General features: G+C 48.5%; 20 protein-coding genes and 1 CRISPR repeat array. Of the genes, 4 read left to right on the top strand and 16 right to left on the bottom strand.

Annotation, left to right across the window (positions count from 1 at the left end; genetic code table 11):
• Positions 1-138: 138 nt before the first annotated feature.
• On the top strand, positions 139-1,344 hold the full coding sequence (locus QUD54_RS01440; protein WP_286337185.1) for an ATP-binding protein: 1,206 nt from the start codon (positions 139-141) through the stop codon (positions 1,342-1,344).
• Here the strand turns inward: QUD54_RS01440 and QUD54_RS01435 are convergent.
• The 7 genes from QUD54_RS01435 to QUD54_RS01405 all read right to left on the bottom strand — a co-directional run bounded on the left by QUD54_RS01435 (position 1,338) and on the right by QUD54_RS01405 (position 7,976).
• A complete protein-coding gene (locus QUD54_RS01435) occupies positions 1,338-1,589 on the bottom strand; it encodes a hypothetical protein (RefSeq protein ID WP_286337184.1) in 252 nt (83 codons plus the stop codon). The genes QUD54_RS01440 and QUD54_RS01435 overlap by 7 nt on opposite strands.
• Positions 1,590-1,591: 2 nt before the next feature.
• Positions 1,592-4,105: a CRISPR direct-repeat array (repeat unit 35 nt; unit sequence GTTTCAATCCCCTTCAAATCGGGTCTGATCGTAAT).
• 144 nt (positions 4,106-4,249) lie between these two features.
• Complete coding sequence (cas2, locus tag QUD54_RS01430; RefSeq protein WP_286337183.1) at positions 4,250-4,528, bottom strand: CRISPR-associated endonuclease Cas2; 279 nt, start codon at positions 4,526-4,528, stop codon at positions 4,250-4,252.
• The gene (locus QUD54_RS01425; RefSeq protein WP_286337182.1) at positions 4,525-4,764 is read right to left on the bottom strand and encodes a hypothetical protein; all 240 of its coding nucleotides are present in this window, start codon (positions 4,762-4,764) and stop codon (positions 4,525-4,527) included. Before QUD54_RS01425 ends, cas2 (QUD54_RS01430) begins: the two co-directional genes overlap by 4 nt.
• Complete coding sequence (cas1, locus tag QUD54_RS01420; protein WP_286337181.1) at positions 4,761-5,627, bottom strand: CRISPR-associated endonuclease Cas1; 867 nt, start codon at positions 5,625-5,627, stop codon at positions 4,761-4,763. Before cas1 ends, QUD54_RS01425 begins: the two co-directional genes overlap by 4 nt.
• Positions 5,624-5,893 (bottom strand): CRISPR-associated endonuclease Cas2, encoded by a 270-nt coding sequence (cas2, locus tag QUD54_RS01415; protein ID WP_286337180.1) that lies wholly within the window; start codon positions 5,891-5,893, stop codon positions 5,624-5,626. Before cas2 (QUD54_RS01415) ends, cas1 begins: the two co-directional genes overlap by 4 nt.
• 57 nt (positions 5,894-5,950) lie before the next feature.
• Positions 5,951-7,846, bottom strand: a complete 1,896-nt coding sequence (gene rmuC, locus QUD54_RS01410; RefSeq protein WP_286337179.1) for a DNA recombination protein RmuC — start codon at positions 7,844-7,846, stop codon at positions 5,951-5,953.
• On the bottom strand, positions 7,836-7,976 hold the full coding sequence (locus QUD54_RS01405; RefSeq protein WP_286337178.1) for a hypothetical protein: 141 nt from the start codon (positions 7,974-7,976) through the stop codon (positions 7,836-7,838). The genes rmuC and QUD54_RS01405 overlap by 11 nt, the downstream gene beginning before the upstream one ends.
• 156 nt (positions 7,977-8,132) lie before the next feature.
• Here QUD54_RS01405 and QUD54_RS01400 point away from each other — a divergent pair, with 156 nt between their 5' ends.
• Genes QUD54_RS01400 through QUD54_RS01390 form a run of 3 tightly spaced genes read left to right on the top strand, consistent with a single transcriptional unit; the run spans position 8,133 to position 8,655 of the window.
• Positions 8,133-8,258 carry a hypothetical protein gene (locus tag QUD54_RS01400; RefSeq protein WP_286337177.1) on the top strand — a complete coding sequence of 42 codons (126 nt, stop codon included), beginning with the start codon at positions 8,133-8,135 and terminating at the stop codon, positions 8,256-8,258.
• Positions 8,252-8,395, top strand: a complete 144-nt coding sequence (locus QUD54_RS01395) for a type II toxin-antitoxin system Phd/YefM family antitoxin (protein WP_286337176.1) — start codon at positions 8,252-8,254, stop codon at positions 8,393-8,395. The genes QUD54_RS01400 and QUD54_RS01395 overlap by 7 nt, the downstream gene beginning before the upstream one ends.
• Entirely contained in the window at positions 8,392-8,655 is a 264-nt protein-coding gene (locus QUD54_RS01390; protein ID WP_286337175.1) for a Txe/YoeB family addiction module toxin, read from the top strand. The genes QUD54_RS01395 and QUD54_RS01390 overlap by 4 nt, the downstream gene beginning before the upstream one ends.
• A gap of 90 nt (positions 8,656-8,745) precedes the next feature.
• On the opposite strand, the gene csx2 is transcribed toward QUD54_RS01390, so the two are convergent.
• The 9 genes from csx2 to QUD54_RS01345 all read right to left on the bottom strand — a co-directional run bounded on the left by csx2 (position 8,746) and on the right by QUD54_RS01345 (position 19,923).
• Positions 8,746-9,981: a TIGR02221 family CRISPR-associated protein gene (gene csx2, locus QUD54_RS01385; protein ID WP_286337174.1), complete on the bottom strand. Its 1,236-nt coding sequence runs from the start codon at positions 9,979-9,981 to the stop codon at positions 8,746-8,748.
• Entirely contained in the window at positions 9,981-11,282 is a 1,302-nt protein-coding gene (gene csm5, locus QUD54_RS01380; protein ID WP_286337173.1) for a type III-A CRISPR-associated RAMP protein Csm5, read from the bottom strand. Before csm5 ends, csx2 begins: the two co-directional genes overlap by 1 nt.
• Positions 11,279-12,163 (bottom strand): type III-A CRISPR-associated RAMP protein Csm4, encoded by an 885-nt coding sequence (csm4, locus tag QUD54_RS01375; protein ID WP_286337172.1) that lies wholly within the window; start codon positions 12,161-12,163, stop codon positions 11,279-11,281. The genes csm5 and csm4 overlap by 4 nt, the downstream gene beginning before the upstream one ends.
• Before the next feature lie 3 nt (positions 12,164-12,166).
• On the bottom strand, positions 12,167-12,802 hold the full coding sequence (csm3, locus tag QUD54_RS01370) for a type III-A CRISPR-associated RAMP protein Csm3 (protein ID WP_286337171.1): 636 nt from the start codon (positions 12,800-12,802) through the stop codon (positions 12,167-12,169).
• Between the two features lie 28 nt (positions 12,803-12,830).
• Complete coding sequence (gene csm2, locus QUD54_RS01365; protein WP_286337170.1) at positions 12,831-13,214, bottom strand: type III-A CRISPR-associated protein Csm2; 384 nt, start codon at positions 13,212-13,214, stop codon at positions 12,831-12,833.
• On the bottom strand, positions 13,211-15,478 hold the full coding sequence (gene cas10 / locus QUD54_RS01360; RefSeq protein ID WP_286337169.1) for a type III-A CRISPR-associated protein Cas10/Csm1: 2,268 nt from the start codon (positions 15,476-15,478) through the stop codon (positions 13,211-13,213). Before cas10 ends, csm2 begins: the two co-directional genes overlap by 4 nt.
• Positions 15,475-16,314: a CRISPR system precrRNA processing endoribonuclease RAMP protein Cas6 gene (gene cas6 / locus QUD54_RS01355; protein WP_286337168.1), complete on the bottom strand. Its 840-nt coding sequence runs from the start codon at positions 16,312-16,314 to the stop codon at positions 15,475-15,477. The genes cas10 and cas6 overlap by 4 nt, the downstream gene beginning before the upstream one ends.
• A 202-nt stretch (positions 16,315-16,516) precedes the next feature.
• Entirely contained in the window at positions 16,517-16,654 is a 138-nt protein-coding gene (locus tag QUD54_RS01350; RefSeq protein ID WP_286337167.1) for a hypothetical protein, read from the bottom strand.
• A 476-nt stretch (positions 16,655-17,130) separates the two neighbouring features.
• A complete protein-coding gene (locus tag QUD54_RS01345; protein ID WP_286337166.1) occupies positions 17,131-19,923 on the bottom strand; it encodes a helicase-related protein in 2,793 nt (930 codons plus the stop codon).
• Between the last annotated feature and the right edge of the window lie 34 nt (positions 19,924-19,957).

Below are 19,957 nucleotides of genomic sequence, written 5' to 3'. Positions count from 1 at the left end.
CCCATGTATTGAAAAGTGCGCAGCGTGTGAAGAGCTTTTTCGAACATGCTGGCCAACCATGCGGCATAGAGGGATTTAAGACATCTTTTATTGAATTATAGTAAAATGAAATTAACTAAATTATCAAAAAGCAGTAAAATGGAAAATGCTCTAAAAACCGCGATCGGACTCTATCGCCTCAAACTCAGCCAGGATCTTCCTGAATACAAAAGATTCCTCTACGACGACATTGCCACGTCGAAGGCGAAAATCACGGGACTCTACGGCAGCCGCGGGGTGGGCAAGACCACACTTTTGCTCCAGGTGTTGCGGATGCTGGAGTATGAAGAGGACGAAAAACTCTACATCACCTGCGACCACCCTATGTTTTACGAAATACCGCTTTTCGATTTCGTGGAGGCGTTCGCCAAGTATGGTGGCAAAGCGATCGTTATTGACGAAATTCATAAAATCAAAGATTTCCAGACCCAGATCAAACTGATCTACGATTTTCTGGATATCAAACTCTACTTCAGCGGCAGCAGTGCTGTGGAGATCACCAACGCCGATTTCAGCCGGCGATATTCGATGTACCATCTTCCGATTCTCTCTTTGAGGGAGTTTCTGGAGCTCGAACTTGGTGTGCGCTTGGATAGCTATGGCATCGAAGAGATTTTGTCAAATCATCAGAATGTCGCTCATCGAATTATCGATCGGCTTGAACAGAGAAAAGTCTTGAAGTATTTCAGGAAATTTCTCACCGTCGGCGTCTACCCCTACTATTTCGAAGACGAGAAAAAGTATCTCGATCGACTGAGTGAAAATATCGATACGATCCTCTATACCGACCTGGTCAACGTCACGACCATAGACGCCGCGAAAATCGCATCGCTGAAAAAACTGCTGCTTGTCATCTGCAGCGCCGAACCGCTGGAGATATCGATCGAGAAGCTTGCAAAAAGCGTCGGAATCACAAAACCGACCCTCTATAAATATATCGACTACCTGAGCCGGGCCGAACTGCTCCATCACATCACTTCGATCGCGAAACGGTTCAAAAACCTGAGAAAGCCCGACAAACTCTATCTCAACAACACCAACCTCTTTGGCGCGTTGTGCCTGGAAAGCAGTATCGGTACCCTCAAAGAGACCTTTTTCATCAGCATGCTCTACAAAAGGCATCGAATCGACTATGCCGATCGGGGGGATTTTGTCGTGGATGAGCGATACACTTTCGAAATAGGCGGGAAAAACAAAGGGTTCGATCAGATCAAAGGCATCGAAAAGAGTTATGTTGTATCCGACGACATCGAGATCGGTTTCGGCAACCGGCTGCCTCTTTGGCTTTTCGGTTTTCTCTATTGATTCGTCACGATCTGTGTGTTTTTCTGCGATTTGATTCTCTGCAGCATTTCATCGGCACGTCCAGTCGGCTTTCCTATCATCGAACCATTCACATCCGGCATCAATGTGGCAGGAAGTCTGGGCTCGGGATTTTCGAAGAGTAGCGTGAAGCGAAAGCCAACTGCTCGGCTTTCGTAGCTCCGCACGGCGATCCGGATATGTGAGCGAAGCGAACATCGGAGACGCCCGGATTTCTCTTGCCACATCTTTACCAATCCCCTTCAAATCGGGTCTGATCGTAATTCGAGGTTCTAATTACGCGTACAAGCCCTAAAGGTTTCAATCCCCTTCAAATCGGGTCTGATCGTAATAACAATCACATTTCACTTCAAAGGGATTCAGATGAAAGTTTCAATCCCCTTCAAATCGGGTCTGATCGTAATGTATGAGGAGCGTGACGATATCGAACGTATGTCGGTTTCAATCCCCTTCAAATCGGGTCTGATCGTAATCGTAACGTGATACGTAATCATAAATTCAACGGGGTTTCAATCCCCTTCAAATCGGGTCTGATCGTAATTGACAATCTCATGCCACAGGGGTATGAAGAACCGTTTCAATCCCCTTCAAATCGGGTCTGATCGTAATCTTTGTCTGGAAATTCGATAAACGAGGAAGAATGTATTCGTTTCAATCCCCTTCAAATCGGGTCTGATCGTAATGCCCTTGATGTACTTAACAAGCTTCAGTCTATCGGTTTCAATCCCCTTCAAATCGGGTCTGATCGTAATTCTCTTCCTACGTAATACATTCAGGCTTTAACTATGTTTCAATCCCCTTCAAATCGGGTCTGATCGTAATTCATAATCGTAGTTATAGCCGAAATAACTATCGGGTTTCAATCCCCTTCAAATCGGGTCTGATCGTAATTTAAATCTCAACGTAAATGCCGTAACGTAATACGTAAGTTTCAATCCCCTTCAAATCGGGTCTGATCGTAATCAATAACCTTGCTATGGTAGCGGGTAATTTGTTTCAATCCCCTTCAAATCGGGTCTGATCGTAATTCACATTTCACTTCAAGGGGCTCAGATGAAAGTTTCAATCCCCTTCAAATCGGGTCTGATCGTAATTTAAGTGAGTATGATAGACCGAAGCGGATATACCGTTTCAATCCCCTTCAAATCGGGTCTGATCGTAATAGGGAAGCACAATGAAAAAGACAGAGGTACGAGCGTTTCAATCCCCTTCAAATCGGGTCTGATCGTAATGGAAGTTACAGCTAACACAACCGCACGTCACACGCAGTTTCAATCCCCTTCAAATCGGGTCTGATCGTAATAAAGCATATGAGATAAAAAACATAGCTGAAAAGAAGTTTCAATCCCCTTCAAATCGGGTCTGATCGTAATATACTACCATGAAGAGACGAATAATATCGTTGTAAGTTTCAATCCCCTTCAAATCGGGTCTGATCGTAATCTATAAACGAACCATAGCATTGGTGGACTCTCAGTTTCAATCCCCTTCAAATCGGGTCTGATCGTAATTCAACCGATTCAAAGAAGCTTATAGAAATAAGTTTCAATCCCCTTCAAATCGGGTCTGATCGTAATAAAAATGATTGACTTCATAATCGTAGTTATAACGTTTCAATCCCCTTCAAATCGGGTCTGATCGTAATATCATTTTGAACATGGAAGCGATTACATGGGTTTCAATCCCCTTCAAATCGGGTCTGATCGTAATCCTATTTCTACCGAAAAGTCATACCCCGTTTCCTGTTTCAATCCCCTTCAAATCGGGTCTGATCGTAATTTCAAATCAATAAGAAAGAATTTTGTATGTGTGTTTCAATCCCCTTCAAATCGGGTCTGATCGTAATAAGTGACTTCGATGATGATATACCATTCTAAGGAGTTTCAATCCCCTTCAAATCGGGTCTGATCGTAATCATTCATATGGCGAAAAAAAGTTGGATGTAATTTGTTTCAATCCCCTTCAAATCGGGTCTGATCGTAATGGGATTTGTGGGCTGATGATAATGGTAATATAAGTTTCAATCCCCTTCAAATCGGGTCTGATCGTAATACTTGACCGACATAGAAACCAACTCCACGTTGTAGGTTTCAATCCCCTTCAAATCGGGTCTGATCGTAATACGGTTCATCTGTCACGCTGCCGTACGATTATCAACGTTTCAATCCCCTTCAAATCGGGTCTGATCGTAATCGTATCGAGCTGTTAGGGCGTATGAAACTAAGTTTCAATCCCCTTCAAATCGGGTCTGATCGTAATCTCTTGGGGCTGTCGAGAAAACTGCTGATGTCGGTTTCAATCCCCTTCAAATCGGGTCTGATCGTAATCCTATCGCTCTCCTATAGGGTCTTTGGGCTTTGTTTCAATCCCCTTCAAATCGGGTCTGATCGTAATTAGAAGTTGTTATTACACCTTCGGGGAAAAAGGTAACGTTTCAATCCCCTTCAAATCGGGTCTGATCGTAATCTATTTGGAGAGACGATAATAGAAATCTTGTACTAAGTTTCAATCCCCTTCAAATCGGGTCTGATCGTAATTGTAGAGCCCGCCAAAGGCGAGAAGCTCCATATTACGTTTCAATCCCCTTCAAATCGGGTCTGATCGTAATCTTACACGGTTTACCATCATGATAAACCAGTAATTGTTTCAATCCCCTTCAAATCGGGTCTGATCGTAATTAAACAGGGCGCAACAACATACCGCTTGAAGTTTCAATCCCCTTCAAATCGGGTCTGATCGTAATAGCAACATCGGGTTGTGAAATATCGTATTTCAGGGCTTTTGCGAAAATGTCGTGAACTTAATTCATTCTTTGACGTTCCAAAACGGGCTTTACACACCTTCAAAACCCCCAAAATTCGGTCGGACATCACCTTAAACGAAACTTTCATGTCAAAAGCGTCGCTTCGTCCAGTTTTATCGCCTGGCCGAGCGTCTTTCCCACATCGACGACCGTGTAGATTCTCACGTCGTCCTCTTCGGGTTCGATGATGTCGTTTATGGTTTCCATTATATCGAAAAGTCCATCCTGTGTCACTGACGGGGCGTAAAAAACGGAGTATTGGATGCGGATGGCGAGCTTTTCGAGACGCCTTGCCAACCTGCCGAGGCGCTTGCTGTCGGAGATGTCGTAGCTGATGACGTAATCGGCGGTATGGGTGCTCATCGTTTTCTACAGATCTTTGCGAGGATATAGCCCCGTTTGTCGATGAAATAGACAGGAAACATCTTCGATAGAGTCAAAACATCCTTGATCCCCACATCGATATCCTGGTGCAGATAAAAGGCCCTGATCTGTTCGAAACCGACATATTGGCGCTCGTAGAAAGTCAAAATCTCGATCGACGACTCCTTGACGATCAGTTTCGCTTTGGGCTCTTTGACGACAAGCGTGCGTTTCACGATATGGCCATTCTCAACAGCGCGATCTCGTCATCGACATCGTGCGTCAGTTCGTCGATGAAGGGTTTGATCTCTTTCCAAAAGCGTTTTCTGCTTTCGCTTCGCAAATAGACGGCCCCTTTTTTACTAAAGTCGTCCGCCGTAAGAAGCCCGTCATCGAACAATTCGACCGTCTTTTTGTTGGTATCCGCCCTGAAACACTCCATCATATCCGACGCCAATGCGAAATGGGATCGAAACGATTCGTGCAGATACCCGATCGATGCGTCGAACCCGTACATGACGAGCCGGGAGGCGATCAGGTGGTAGCCGAAGGTGTAGAGATAGGAGAGGATGGCGTTGACCGGATCGAGCGGAGGGCGCTTGGAACGCTTGCCTTTATGCAGATGCGAAGGCAAAAGCTTGAAAAAGTGATTGAAGTAGAGTCTGGAAAAGCTCCCCTCCACCCCAAGCAGCTCCGGGACGGTCTCGGCATTGTCTATTTTCGATTTCCATATCGCGAAATCGAGTGCCGTGCCGGTGCTCGCCAGATGCTCGACATGGGTCTTTATTTTGCGCTCCAGGTAGTACCTGGCATACTCGATGCGCCGGCGCGAAGCGGTGTCGTACTGCCGCATCCTGAGTTCCGAGTTTTTCGCCTCCATCGGCAGTGTAAGAGAAAAGTCCCGATTATTCTTCGAGACGGCGATTAGAGGAATTCGTTCCCTGGAAAGGGCGATCAGCGTTTTCGTGCTCAAGGATATATCGCCGCAGAGCACCAAAAGATCGACTAACCGAAACGGGATGTGTTGGCCGTCGACGACGATACCGCTCTTTCTGATCTCCAGTGCCACCTCCCGGCGGTCGACGATGACGGTTTTCATATGACAATGACCCCCTCCTCGAAATCGAGTTGTTTGGCACGGCCGAAAAGAATGGCTTTGGGCATCACCTTTATCAGGTGTACGCGGTCCTCTTCCGCGTCGATTTCCCGACGGACCTCCCGGAGGATTTGGGAGAGTTCACGGGGTTCGAGTACCGTTTCTAGCGCGCTTTTCTGGCCTCCCATCGCGTAGGCGTAGACCACTTTCGCAGTTCTGGTACGCCGTTTATCGTCTTTGATGTCATATGCTACGAGAAACCGTGCCATGGGAGCCTCCTGTTTTAGGATTTGTTTCATTGTAGAAGATCGCGGTGTCGAATCCTGTCATTTTCGTTTCGACTCCGCGATGTTCGACGCCGATGCGCAGAGGGCTTCCTTTTCGACGACTTCGACCTCTGGTTCGTCGGGATTGTAGGACTGAAACTCCGTTTTCGTCGCTGCGATCGTTTTAGTGGTTTTGGCCCCGAGACGCTTCAGGTGTTCGATGCGCCCCAGGACGTTGCCCCTTCCGTCCGTCAGCTGGGATTTCGCCTTGTTGAATGAGGCGGCGGCGCTGTCGATCTGTTTTCCGACGCGGTTGAAGGTATCGACGAATCCCGCCATTTTGTCGTAGAGTTTTCCCGCCTCCTCGAACATCTTCGCCGCTAGTCCGCTCGACTGCTCGCTCTGCCAGTAGAGATAGATCGTGCGCAGCGTGACGATGAGCGTGGAGGGGTTGACCATGACGATGTGCTTTTTGAGCGCATATTCATACAGATTCGGATCTTCCCGCACAGCCAGAGCGAAAGCCCCTTCGATGGGGATGAACATGAAGACGTACTGAAGCGTCCCGCTGCAATAATGCGCGTAGTCCTTGGAGACGAGATTGTCGATGTGGCCGCGAAAGGATCTGACGACGTTTTTGGCGGCGACGGTTCGCTCTTCGTCGGTCTCCGCTCGAATATAGCGATCGTAGTCGTTGAGGGAGACTTTCGAATCGATGACGATCGCCCTGTTTTGCGGAAGTCGGACGATGACATCGGGCCTTTTGAGTTCCCCCTCGTCGTCGCGGTAACTGTGCTGGGTATCGTAATGCTCCCCTTTCACGAGACCGGAGTATTCGAGCACGCTCTCCAAGATCATCTCACCCCAGCTGCCTTGGGTCTGCTTTTTGCCCTTCAGCGCGTTGGTGAGGTTTTCGGCCTCCTTGCCGATGTTCATGCCCGCCTGCGCCAGACGCTCGATTTCGTGTGACAGGGCGGCAAATTTTTTCGTGCTCTCCTCCTGGGACTCCTCCACCCGTTTTCTGAATGTTTCGAGGTTTTCCCTGAAAGGCTTGAGAACGCTATCGATAGATTTCAAGGAAGCTTCGTCGAATCTTTTCATCTTCGCTTCGAGATGTTTTTGCATGATTTCGCCGAGTTTGAGTTCGAGCTGTTCGCTCTGGGCTTGGAACTCTTTTTGCAGTTTTTCGTTGTTCTCACGCTGAGCGGCGAGCTGTGCCGCCATGGAGGAGCGCTCCTCTTTGAGGCGGGTGTTCTCTTCGATGAGATTGTCGAGCGACGCGTTCAGTGTGCCGATCTTTTCTTCCGCCTTTTTCACCTGAGCGCGCAGCTCTTCGAGATTCTTTTCCATCGCCGAAAGATCGGCTTCGTACCTGGCGATCTCTTCCGATTTTTCCTGACTCTCCTGTCGAACCACCTCTTTCGAGGCTTCCAACGCGTGTATCTGCCGACTCGCATCCTCGAGATTTTCCCGCAATTCGGCGAGACGTTCTTCGATCAGCCCCTTTTCCGCAGCATGGGCTTTTTCCAGATGGGCCAAGGAATCCCGGCACTGTTTGTTCTCACCTTCGAGTTCGGCCAGCATCTCTTTTTGGCGTTCCGTCCGCTTCGTCAGCGTCTCGACATTTTCACGAAGTACCGCGATCTTTTCTCGACTCTTCCCGATTTCGGCGATACGGTTCTTCTCCTCCTCCGATTTTCTGGCAATCACGATATCCCGCGCGGCAAGTGAATTGCTCAATTCCTCTATTTTTTCCAAGAGGGCATTTTTTTCGGTATCGAGTTTTCGTACGCTCTCCTGCAGCAGAGGCACCTGCGCGGATTTCTCCCGTTTCTCTCTGAGCTCCTCCATCAAAGAGGCGTCGGTACCGGATGAGATGCTCTTTTTCAGCCATAGCGCCGCACCCATGACGACGATCGAAAACAGCGCCGCAGCGATGATGATTTCAGGCGACACGCTCTGCTCCTTCGGTGTATTGATACTTTCCGTTTTCGTGGAAATCTTTCGATATGGCGGATTCGCCGTTTTGACGGCGATATTCGCAGGAGATGGTGAAGGTCGAGATATCAAAGAGGAAGTCTCTCATGCGGGTCCTTTGGATTGGAATGGTCGCATGATAACACTCGAAAATGACAGAACATGTCATATATCACTGGCGATTTTTTGAGGCAGGAGTAAAAGGAGAGGATGATGCCGCTTTTCTATCGATATAGTTGACAATATCTTGTCAGAAAGGAGAGAGATGCAGGCCGTCAACTACTCTCACGCCAGAAACCATCTCAAATCGCTGATCGAAGATGTCGACCAAAACACCAAAACTTTGAAGAGTATCTCATCGTCACCAAAAACGACGCCAAGGCGATGCTGATATCGGTCGACGAATACCGATCGATGAAAGAGACGCTCTATCTGCTTTCCACACCCGCCAACCGGGAGAGACTGCTTCAATGGATCGAAGAGATCGAAACGGGACGATTCGACCCCAAAGAGCTGATAGAAGAATGATCGTCGCCTTCTCCTCCATCGGATGGGAGGATTATCTCTACTGGCAGTGCACCTACAAACGCGTGCTCAAACGGATCAACACACTCATCAAAGATATCGTCCGCAATCCCGACGACGTGAACGGCCTCGGCAAGCCTTTAATGCTAAAAGGCAATCTGAGCGGTTACTTTTCCAGGCGCATCACCGACGAGCATCGGCTGGTTTATAAAATTGACGGAGATTATCTCATCGTCGCGCAGTGCCGGTTTCATTATATGTAAAAATGATTTGGGTGGTGAACTCCTCCATTTGTCGTTCGGAGACGGTATGTTTTTCTATGGTACGAACATTTTTATGGAATGAAACGGAGTTCATTTTTTCAATAGTTTCGACAAAGTATCAATATAGTTTGCGATATTTGCCACGCTGTCTTTGGGAGAGGAGTTTTTCTTCATCGCTTCGGGAGGAAGTTTATGGGCGATGCCGTTGCGAATAGCATTGACCATGTGAAAAGTTTTTGCGATTTTTTGGCTCGACTTGTCGCTTGTTTTCCAGTCTCCCATTTCGTAGAATAAAGCTTTCGCTCTTTCGCGGTTTTCCTTTCCCACCGGATCGATCCCTTCCCGTTCACAAAGTGCCGTCACGGCCGCTTCCGCAAGCGTGATATAGGCCATCGCATAGTTTCGGTTTTCGGCATACCAACGTGCCAGTTCGAACTGAAAAACCGCCAAGTCTTCTATGTGGAAGTATTCGACGAAATCTCGCAGCTCTTTCGCCACAAATGGTACCAGTCGGTGGCTGCTTTGTTCAAAGAGTGCCAGTTTGCCTTTTAGGACCTTGACGCTTCTTTGCAGAGCCGCCATGTTCGACATGCCCAATGCATTGGCGAAATCGGCAAAAGTGTTTTTGATTTCTTTGGACTCTTCGGTTCGTTCTACGAGATCGAGAATTTCGTAGGCGTTGCCGTAGTGTTTGAGCGATCGAATCGCCCGCGCCCAGTCGAGCAGTTCGAAAAAGAGCGTCAAATCAACGATCGTCGAAGGCTCTCCATGTTTGAGCATCGCGTAATAGATACCGACGAATCGCAGATCATGGAGCACTTTCCCAAGCTCCGCCATTACCACACTCATTACGGCGACGGAGCGGAACAGGTGGGTGATATCGAGATAGACTTCATCGCTGGGATGGAGCGACTTCATAATCGAAATGAATTTCTCGGCGATCGTCCAGAGCTCTTCGTCGTTTTCACCCTCCTGCACGATATGACAGCGTGAGCCGGACGACTCCAACGTGGCGTCTATCATCGCTTCGAGATTTCCGAGATCCTTTTGTGTGATGGCCTCTTTCTCTTTTTTCTCTATCAATTCGAGAGTGTATTCATCGTCGTCACCGAACCTCTCCGCCAATGCATCCCACATGGATGAGGCGGTGCCTACGAAATGGACGCGCTCGATCCCGAAGTGCTCTATCAGCGCGGCGGCAGAGAATTTCTTTTGGGGGTACGTTTTTCCTTTAACGACATAGTCGGTGGTCAGGTATTCGTTTTTCGAAAAATCCCCTTTCGCCTGTTTGCCTGTGCCCAGAAGACTGATAAGAACTTTTGTCATCAGTATTCTCCCAGAATTTTTTGAATAAACTCTTTTCGCTTGAGCGCTTTTTGTTTGGCCTTTTCCCAGGTTTTCGGGGTTTTCTTGAGTTCTTTCTTGATTTTTTGAGCGAGTTCGATTTTGATCTTTTCGTAATCTTCGATTTCACTGTTTTGCATCATGCGGATAAGTGTCGGGATATCGTGTTCTTCGAGAAGACGATCGACGGGGGAGAGAGAAGCAAGTCTGGCCACTTCGGCCGCTTTTTTCTTTTCTTCTTCCTGTCGTTCTGTTTCAAGTTTTCGTTTACGCTCCTCCTCCTCTTGCTCTCGTCTTTTCCGCTCGTCGACCAATGACGAGCGTCGCTCAACAATCTTTTTCGTTTTCTGTTCAACATATTCTTTATAAGTTTCCATAAGAGTTTCGAGTTCTTTTCCCTCGATATACTCGAGCGCAACCCAGCCGAAAGGAAGCAATGTGCCGTTATTCATTTTCATCAGGGAATGAGTTACCGGTTTTTTTGTAAGTCCGATAGCAGTGAATTCCTGTCCGCTAAATCGTCCCATGCGAAATACGATACTCCCTTTTGGCGCTATCTTCTTATAAGACAAAAAACTTTTTTCATCGGCTTGTCGTGCAAAATTTTCAAGTGACTGAGCGATCTCTTTCCATGAGAAAATTTTCTCGCTTTCACCACGGCGATCACTTTCTATCACGCCAGCAAAAACGCTTTCCGGTTCCAATGCCTCCACCATCAATGGTATACCCTTGCCTTCTCGCTCACCAGTTTTATGCCGACGATATGCAATGCCACAAAAACTTTTTGCGTCGATGGATACCAGGTCGGACACCAGGAGGTTTTGCCGTACCTCATTGCCAGCTTTTGGTGTAAAGATTTCGAGTGCAGTATCGATAACACCCTTGAAAGAACTTCCTGGCACATAGGGAATTTTGATAGACTCCGTTGTTGCCGTTTTTGCAATTTGAAGTCGGTTTTTGTTGGGAGTGCCATCTTTGTTGTACTGTTTTTCATATGTCCGGGCAATCTCACTCGTCACATGCAAAGAGCGCATCGAAACTTTTTTCACCGTCTCTTTGTGCTCGTCCAAAAAATTTTTTAAAGTATACGCGGTCGTGGCTTTCATTGAAAATGCTCGTTGCAATTGTGGGCTAAGCTCATGGTAAAAGTCTACCGTGTCGAACTCGTACAGCATTTTTCCATCAATGATGTAACTGCCGGGCATAAAATCCGTTCCCGAACCGATATGCAATGGGCTCAATGTTCTCAATCTGATGGCATAGCGATTTTTCGTCGGTTTCATAGTACCTCCTTGATCGGAACGACGATAGCGTATCCTTGATGAACCGTATCGGTATATCGGGTAGAAACACCTCGTATCCCGCGACCAGTATAGCTTTTGGGTTCGTCTGTATCGAAAAAAAGAACGCACCCTGTATCGGCCATAAGAACAGGTTTTTTGAAAACATTACCTTTGGATCTTGTAAAACCGTGCTTTCCAAAACGGGTAAAAGGCTCGTAATAGATTTTGTGGCTCTCGATTCCCTCCAGGACTATGGGAGCGAGCGTCATATAGATTTTCGATTTACTATCGAAATTCACTGATGAAAAACCACTCACCTCAAAGCGTCCTTTTCCCGTCGACGCATCTTTGCCGAAACCATAATGGCCTACCCATACAAGAGTCTGTAGGGCTTCCTCTTCCCCTATTCTGTTCTCGTCTAAAAGAAGATAAACTTCTCTTTCTCCCACAACCGTTTCGATCACGCCAAATGGAGCGAATCTTTCTTTTCCCGTTCGAAACGTTTTGTAGTTGAGGGAGTTGTGCATCGTCGAAATATCATATTGCAAAAAACCGGCTTCTTCATCGTTTTTAGCAGCGCTATAATTGCCCTTTAGAAGATCTTCGCGCGTAAGCCATCTTTTTTTGCGGTTGGACTTTTTCTCCTCGGGATCTTCGCCCAAAAAAGAGGATGGCATATGGGGTTTTGGCAAATGCCCGACCGCCATCGCATCACTTACCACCATAAATGGATTTTCGTCGTAATCCTCCAGTAGCTTTTCGAGTCTCTCTTTTCCGAAAAGCTGATGGATTGCCCAACATATCTGTCCAAAGAGGGTATCTCCCCTCAGTGATGTAGCCAGGGTCGATACGGGATCGATTTTGGCTTTGTAAAGTTGCATGATTTAAGCCTCTTTTTGTACATCTACGAAAGCTATTCGGCCATAACCCCGGCTTCCGCTTCCGCCAAGATAGTCTTGCTCTACAAGCTGCATACCTCTTTCAAGAAGTGCCAGCAATGCCCCTTCGTCATCTTCCTCGAGTATTTTTACACGAATATCGAAGTCGAATTTCACGCCAGCAGGCACACGTTCTGTTTGGCGAGGGTTTTTTGCCGTGCCTTTTTTACGGTCGATCGAATTTTCGAATTTGGCCTCACTGTATTTGATAACTTTGGATTTTTCGTTCAATGGGCAGTCTCCGACGCTGATACGAGTAATGCCGTAAGGACTTTCCGGTTCAGGATCGCCAAAAAGTTTCAGAAGATTTTTTGCCATCTCTTTATCATCGGAATTGAGGATGTTGTCGAGAAATTTCGAGCTGAACGGTCCCCCGTCGCCATTACCTACCAGTTTTAGATCCCATTCCAAAAGTGAGCGCATTTTGCCCTTCAAACTGCTTCCAGGAATGTATGGCTCGTCGGTGTTGACATTTTTGATTACACTGTTGTCGATACCCCCGATTTTCATTGTATCGTCTCCGCCACCGATGTGAAGACCGCTTAATACTTCGATTTGTCCCTTGTAAGATACGATGTTCATGATGATTTCCTTTCCATAAATTATTTTTTCACTTGCCTTTGTAAAAACCGATAACCGCTTCGAAAAAGAGTTTGAAAACTCTCAGTTTTTCGGGTGAATCCACCTGAGAAATACATTGTCCCATCATCTCCGCAAAAGCTTTGTTGATGAGTGGTTTCCCCTCGCTTTTACGATGCGATGCATACTCTACCTTGGAATTGAGCATCTTGACGAAAGGCAGCACTTCTTCGAAAGGCTCTTTTTTTATTTCACTTCGATCGTATAGCTCCAAAACTTTATCGTAGAAGTTTCTAAGCTGTGTCGATTTGACTTCACACTTATCGTTTCGACCGCATATTTTGGTTGCCCATTCTCTTGCTGTTTCGTTGAAGAGTTCCGGGTCCTTCTTGTAATCGAGAATAATCTGTTTCATCGTTTTCTCCTTTTGTAGATGTATTCGCTCAAAATCATTTTACTCTCCTTGGGATACTGTTCGATCATCCGATCGAGTGCAACGAACAACTCTTGTGGCATGTTTTCCATATTGCGCCGCACGGTGTAGGCAAATTTCGATTTCCAGATCGTATCCTCGATCGAATTTTTCTCTTTCACAAGTCTGCTCATCGCCACGAACTCCATCAGGCGATACAAAAAGGCCGTATTGATCTCTTCGATTTTGTCGAGTTCTTCATGCAGTCCCATATCGTCGAGGTAGTCTTCCCATTTGACCGTTTCGTCGAAAAGCGATATGGCGTTTTTGCCATCACACTCCTTCGCTTTTTCCAATTCGTGCTCGGCGTACCGGGCGATGAAATTGACCGGCTTGTTCGATTTGGTCATCACCATGCCCACCGAAAAGGTCAATGGGCTGCCATCGGCGAATCGCATGAAATCCTCTCTCAGCCTCTTCGCGAAAGCTATGGTTTCGTCCCACGCACCCAGGACGAAAATATCGTCCCCTCCCGCGAAAACCGTATAGAGGTCGGGATACTTCGTCTCCATCAGATGCGAGGCATAGAGGCTGAAAAAATAGTCCGTCATCCGCGCGAAGAAGTTGTAGCGTGCGAAAGAGAGCGTCACGTCGGATTCTCGGATATATTTTCCCATGCTGTCCACGTCACCCTTGAGGGCCATCAGGGCTTCGACACCTACATCTCCACCGCCGCAGCTCTCCATCGCCAACTCTCCCAATTCTTCGATGCGCTGTTCATATTCGGAAAACTTCACATACGATCGAAGCTCCCATTTGGCGAATCCCCGGAACTCTTCATCGTTGGAGATGTCGTAGATCGCCACGGCGTTGTCGAAACGTTTCGGTTCATCGGAAAAGTTGAGATGGTAGGCTCCGAAGATCGGTATCTGACCCGAGCCTTTCGAAATCGTCAAATAATCTTTCGTCGTCAACTCCCGGCCGATACGCACGAAGACTTCGCACTGTTCGCACGCGATATAGTCTCCCGTACGTTTTTCGCCCCGTTTTTTGCCGCAGAGCTGGCACAGATTCGCATTGTTCAGGTCTTTGTCGATCGAAAGAAGGGGGTCTCTTTCGGCAAGATCGAATTTTCTGTACTTTCGCTCTTCCACCGCCGAGGCGATTCGTTTTCTCAAATCGTTCCGATAGCGCCCTTTTTCGATGAAGTCCGCCAAAGCACACGGCACATGGCTGATGCCGATACCGGTCGTACCGAAATAGTTTTCTATGAAAAAGTCGTCCAGCTCTTTCTGGATTTCGGAGAGTGTTTCGATGGTTTTCGGGGTATGGATGCCCAATATCTCGAATTTGCCCGCATGAGTCGAGACGATACTTTGATAGCTCAGACCCAGACGCTCGACGATATTCAGCGCGACGACGACGGTCAACAGCTGGATATAGGCCGATTTGGCGCGCAGCAGTTTCGCGGCTTTGGCCGTAGGCAGATCGGAAAATATGAAGTTTTGAATACCAAAAAAGTCTCCGCTGATATAGAGTAGATCCTGTCGTTCGATGTCAGCGGGACGGTTTTGGTAGTAGTCGAGAATATTCCGATCGTTCTCGTCGTTCAACAGTTTGTACAGCGCGGCGGAGAAAATGGCGGTGGCCCTGCTGTGGTCGTAGAGAGGAATGTTGGCCTTGACCGGCGTGTAACCCGCCGTTTTGAAGGTCGTGGAGGAAGGAATGAAACTCGTATGGAGCTTGAGCAGGTAGTCTATGGTAAAAGCGTCGCTCGAAGCGCTCCCTTTTTCCCTGATCTCCCTCATATCGTCGACGAACTTTCCCCATAACGCGTCGTATTCGCCTTTTTGGGCCTCGCCTTCCTGGGGAAAGATATTGTCGACATTGAGAGTGTCTATCCTATAACGTTTCGAGTCGTCGAACAGATACCAAAGGCGCTGCGAACGAAAATCTTCGTTCGGCGTGTTCTCGTTGTACTCGTCGAAAGCTTCCCGCTCGAATCCGCTTGCCATTCTGTCCGCGGCGGCGATGATCCATTGCAGATCGTTGTTCGGGTTGTGATGCATCGCCGCTGTATCGCTCATCTCCTCCCCGAGGTTGAATGCGAGCTCATGGAGAATCTGGGCCGTATATGCGGCATGCGTATATTTGTAATCGTTTTTTCTGTAAGCATCTTCCCGCAAAGCGTAACTCTCCGCCCTCTGCCCGAACTTTCCGATATCGTGCAAAAGCCCGGCGAGCGCTATTTCGTCGACTTGTCTCATCTGTTTCCCTCCATAACGTTTAATCTATAATCCCCCAACCCGAACACCGTCTGCTTTCCCGCACCGATGATCTCGCCGATCTTGAGATACGCCGCCGTCTGTTTGTCGAGGCCCTCCAGCGTCATCTCGCCGATGAGGCCCCCGAGCTTCATCCGCGTTCTCTGGCGGTTGGAATAGCGGTAGAGATCGAGATGGCGCATTCGTTGGCTCGTGATCTCGCCGCGTATCTTATAGCCGAGTTTTTGGGGAGATAGTCCTTTGATGGCGCGGTACCTGGCGTGTATGCCCGATATGAGTGTCGGCAGCGAAACCTCCCTGGCCAGTCTGTTTTCCGATTTCATGCGAAGCGGCAGGTTGAATGTCAGATGGGCTTTGGAAGAGAGCGTGCCGATATCCAGTCCGCTCGGCTCGATGTGGGCGAGGGAGGCGAAGGATTCGCCATCGTACACGAGACGGTTGCCGATGCGGATCGACGCGATCTTCACACGCTCTTTTTCCCTACCGAGCCCACTCTCTTCGAACGCCTTTTTTATCGCCGAAAGAACGTAGGGAAGACGGTCCGCAGCTTCTTCGAAAAGATAGATACCGAACCTCAGCCGGTCCGACCCCAGGGACGAGACGATGCGATAGGAATGAAACGCGTTTTTCTTTTCGTAAAAGTCGTAATAGACGCATTTTTCTGCTGCGAAACAGCCTTCGCACCGATATGCCGGATTGATGCAGACCACCTGCTTGAGCGCCACACCCAAAGCACCCCGAAGCATGGAGCCGGCGAAAAACGGCGGTTTGTACCCCGTCTCTGCCACGACATCGATTTTGTGCCATTTTAATTGCATTTCACCCCTTTTCATGGTTTTTACGTTCTTTCCATTTTTTTGACAATTTTTTGACAATAATGTATGTCGTTTTTCGACAAATCATGTTTTTTGAAATACACTTTATACTTGACAACCTTTCATTGTGGTTAAGATTTATGAATTTGCCGTCTGTGACATGCTCAGCATTTCGATACATACCATATTCGATACATATCGCGTTTTACGCGTCGGCATATTCATCCGTTTTTTGCACCTTCCGCCTCTCTCGCTTCCTGTCGTACCGTTTTTTCGACGGAACGATACGGGAGACTGGATTGAAACCCCAGGTGACACGCTTTTTGATACGGATTTTTTTCATATTGGCTCCTTCGTTCTTTTTTGGAAGTATAAAGCTCCGAAAAGACAAAACGTGTCACTGAAGCCTGCAGTATAGACATCGATATTTTTTTGCCCCGTTTTTTATCCGTTCATCGAGTTCCCCTTTACATGGATTTTTTTTCTCGATTTTCCGATAGGAGGCGATCAAGTATTTCCTCTTCAGAATTTTTTACACAAGGAGCCTGTTGATATTTTCCCTGGAGTATTCGTTGGAGTTCAAGTCGGGTGCCTCTATGATTACGATAAAGAAAGTATGATAAAGGATCTGGATTAGTGGGTTTGTCGACCGAACAAAATGGCTTGCTTTACGACGTGAACGTTCCGATGACTTTTTGCATCATACACTCATCAATTACTGAAAATGTGGGTTATACGGTTTCTTGTTTTTCCCCACGCTTCCCAAAGTAGAAGTTGGCTCGAAATGGGCGCACCGGCGCTGCGTAAACGAAGAGAAACTCACTTTTTCGCATAGCGGCGGATCTGGCGCCCTCCTCTGAAACACTCCTGACAGATGCCGAAGCGGAAGTTGGGCGGCAGCGGTTTTCCGCACCGTTTACAGGCCCGGGCGAAAACCCCTTTTCGCAGGGAGCGCTCGATGAAGGCGTTGAGGATTTCGCGTGCTCTTAGCGCGTTTTCGGTGTCGACGAAACTCTCGGGAAAACGGTAGGAGAGCCAGAGATAGAGGGATACCTCTTTGACCATCTCTTCCGCTTCGAAGAGCATGTCGGAGGTTTGTGCTACCGGCGGCAATTGATCCGGCAGCTGGAAAGGAATCGGCTCCTGCCGCTCGAGTGCGATGAGGTAGCGATGGAAGACGCTTTCGAGATAGGGTGATCCGATGCTGAGCGGCGCGCATGCGAGGTGGTATTTGGTTTTGAGATCGAGATTATAGAGATCGACCATCTTGGCGATTTCAAGCATATTTTCGATATTGGCCGCGACAAAGGGGCCGTCGAACTGCATATGTTTGACGAAAAAGCCCAGGATCTCCGAGAGGCTTTCGGTTTCGACGATCTTGGCGATCAGGTCGATATGCTCGAAGTTCGCCATCACGCGGTAGGGACCGTGTATGGGGGGTGAGGGTTCGTCGATCAGCTCCGTGACCGTATTTAGCACCGGCCCTGTCAATGCGCCGACATACCCCTCCTCGTGCAAGCCGTAGCGCCCTGCCCTTCCTGCGATCTGGCGGATTTCCGAAGGGGTCAGAAGACGCCGGCTCTGACCGTCGAATTTGGAGTCGCGTGCGAAGAGGATCGTTTGAATCGGAAGGTTGAGTCCCATCGCGATGGCGTCGGTGGCGACCAGAATCTGCGACTCCCCTTCCCTGAAGCGGCGTGCCTCTTCGCGACGGACTTCAGGGCTCAGATTGCCGTAGACGACCGAAACGTCGTAGCGGCCGCTCAGTTGCTCCTTGAGTGCAAGGACGTCGCGTCTGGAAAAGGCGACGATGGCGGTGGAGGGTTCGAGCTTCTTGAGCGATGTGGGGTGGTGGTTGAGAATGAGTGGCGCTTTGCGCTCGAAACGGACCACCTCGAGTTCCTCGTCCAGCCAATCCGCCAATTCCTGCACCGCTTCGAGCGCATCTTCGCTTCCGGTCATGATGACGGTATGTGCTGGAATGCCGATAATGGCGTTGGCCCATGCCCACCCTCGGTCGGGGTCGGCGATCATCTGGACCTCGTCGATGACGCAGACGTCGACATCGACCTGAAAATTGGCCATTTCGATCGTCGAGCTGATATGCGCCGCCTCTTCGTCGATGAGCTGCTCTTCACCCGTCACGAGCGAGGCCTGAAGGCCCGCGTTTTTGAGGGTTTCATACCCCTCGAGTGCCAGAAGGCGCAGGGGGGCCAGGTAGTAGCCCGTGTCGGCTTCTTTGAGCTTCTGCATTGCGGCATAGGTCTTTCCGCTGTTGGTGGGGCCGAGATGGAAGATAAGTTTGCGGTCCATTTCGCGTGCAAGCGGAAAGAGGTTTTTGAAGTCGCGGATCGTGCGCGCCAGAAGCTCTTCACGCTGCTTTTTGAGTTTGAGTCCTTCGATCTGGCGGGCGAAGTGGCGGTTGATCGTTTTGAGTGTCTTGTAGGGGATTTCCAAAATCTCTTTTTGTGCGATTGCGTCGATCACGGCATGGGCGATGATCGTTTCGATCTCTTCCGCTCTCATTTCGAGCCCTTCCGCTTCGTGCAGAAGTGCATCTTTGAGTGCTGTCAGTTCGGCATCGAACTGTGCTTCGACTTCAACACGCCGGGTCTCGAAATCTTCGTCGATAGGCAGTGGTTCGTTTTCCCAGACCGCTTGATATATCCATCGTTTTTCCACTTCGAGCATCAATCGGTAGGAGACCTTCCACTCCGGATTTCCGAAGAGGATCTTCTCCTTTTTTTCGAACAGCCTCAATGCATCGGAGAGAAATTCGATATCGGAGATTTTGAACATTTCCAAAAGAATTTCCCGAAGATATTCCTCCGGGACGGGAACGAAGGCGAAATCACACTGCTCGGGAATCCGCTTGAGTGCATGGATGATCTTCTCTTTGTCCAGATAGCGGTTGGGTTTCGATGCGATTTCCAGAAAATGGCCGATCTCTTCACGCTTTTTCTGAATCGCTTCCTCTTTGCATTTCTCGAGTTTCCTGCCGAGGGCATCCTCGCTCAGCTTCAGAATCTCTTCATCTTCGAACGGCCGGCAGGAGAGCTGCAGAATTTTATGAAACTGCTCTTCGAAGATTTCAAAGGCAAAGGAGTGGAAAAAAACGAAATTTCCGTCATCATCGAACGCCCCGTCGAACCTCTCTTCGAGCGTTCCGCGTTTTTGGGCGTTGCGAAGCCTCATCAGTGCCCTCGCAATGCGCTGGGGCGTGATCTTTTTGAGTTTGACCTCTTCAAACTGCTCTTTGATTGCGACTTCCTCGCCCGGTGTATGCTCGATTTGGGCAAGAATCTCGTCAATCTTTTCGAGCCTCGCTTCGTTGCTTGTAACCGTCTTGTCCGCTTTGAAGGTGGTATCGAGAGACTTGAGGTACTCGGTGATGAGTGCCCGGTCGGCCGTATCACCGTTGGACCACAAACGCCTGAATGCGCGTACGAGATCGGCTTTGGTCAAATGCTGCTCTTTGAGCGAGAGGATCATTGCCATCTCGATCAAATTATCGAGCGGGACACGGGTGATCCCCTCGTCGAACCCTTCGCCTCCGAAGATTTTACGAATCGTCTGGTTGTATTTTATGAGTTTTTTCTTTTTTTTCGCCATGTTCTTTTGGAGGTTGGAAGGTTAGGCCGCACTT

The organism is Hydrogenimonas cancrithermarum (genome assembly GCF_030296055.1).
GTDB classification, from domain to species: domain Bacteria; phylum Campylobacterota; class Campylobacteria; order Campylobacterales; family Hydrogenimonadaceae; genus Hydrogenimonas; species Hydrogenimonas cancrithermarum.
Note: the sequence above shows the minus strand (reverse complement) of the source record. Positions and strands in the feature narration are given on the sequence as shown.

Bases quoted from the DNA above. Each gene is read 5' to 3' on its own strand.
- QUD54_RS01440 (WP_286337185.1), top strand. From the start codon at position 139: ATGGAAAATGCTCTAAAAACCGCGATCGGACTCTATCGCCTCAAACTC.
- QUD54_RS01435 (WP_286337184.1), bottom strand. From the start codon at position 1,589: ATGTGGCAAGAGAAATCCGGGCGTCTCCGATGTTCGCTTCGCTCACAT.
- cas2 (WP_286337183.1), bottom strand. From the start codon at position 4,528: ATGAGCACCCATACCGCCGATTACGTCATCAGCTACGACATCTCCGAC.
- cas1 (WP_286337181.1), bottom strand. From the start codon at position 5,627: ATGAAAACCGTCATCGTCGACCGCCGGGAGGTGGCACTGGAGATCAGA.
- cas2 (WP_286337180.1), bottom strand. From the start codon at position 5,893: ATGGCACGGTTTCTCGTAGCATATGACATCAAAGACGATAAACGGCGT.
- QUD54_RS01405 (WP_286337178.1), bottom strand. From the start codon at position 7,976: ATGAGAGACTTCCTCTTTGATATCTCGACCTTCACCATCTCCTGCGAA.
- QUD54_RS01400 (WP_286337177.1), top strand. From the start codon at position 8,133: ATGCAGGCCGTCAACTACTCTCACGCCAGAAACCATCTCAAATCGCTG.
- QUD54_RS01395 (WP_286337176.1), top strand. From the start codon at position 8,252: ATGCTGATATCGGTCGACGAATACCGATCGATGAAAGAGACGCTCTAT.
- QUD54_RS01390 (WP_286337175.1), top strand. From the start codon at position 8,392: ATGATCGTCGCCTTCTCCTCCATCGGATGGGAGGATTATCTCTACTGG.
- csx2 (WP_286337174.1), bottom strand. From the start codon at position 9,981: ATGACAAAAGTTCTTATCAGTCTTCTGGGCACAGGCAAACAGGCGAAA.
- csm5 (WP_286337173.1), bottom strand. From the start codon at position 11,282: ATGAAACCGACGAAAAATCGCTATGCCATCAGATTGAGAACATTGAGC.
- csm4 (WP_286337172.1), bottom strand. From the start codon at position 12,163: ATGCAACTTTACAAAGCCAAAATCGATCCCGTATCGACCCTGGCTACA.
- csm3 (WP_286337171.1), bottom strand. From the start codon at position 12,802: ATGAACATCGTATCTTACAAGGGACAAATCGAAGTATTAAGCGGTCTT.
- csm2 (WP_286337170.1), bottom strand. From the start codon at position 13,214: ATGAAACAGATTATTCTCGATTACAAGAAGGACCCGGAACTCTTCAAC.
- cas10 (WP_286337169.1), bottom strand. From the start codon at position 15,478: ATGAGACAAGTCGACGAAATAGCGCTCGCCGGGCTTTTGCACGATATC.
- cas6 (WP_286337168.1), bottom strand. From the start codon at position 16,314: ATGCAATTAAAATGGCACAAAATCGATGTCGTGGCAGAGACGGGGTAC.
- QUD54_RS01350 (WP_286337167.1), bottom strand. From the start codon at position 16,654: ATGAAAAAAATCCGTATCAAAAAGCGTGTCACCTGGGGTTTCAATCCA.
- QUD54_RS01345 (WP_286337166.1), bottom strand. From the start codon at position 19,923: ATGGCGAAAAAAAAGAAAAAACTCATAAAATACAACCAGACGATTCGT.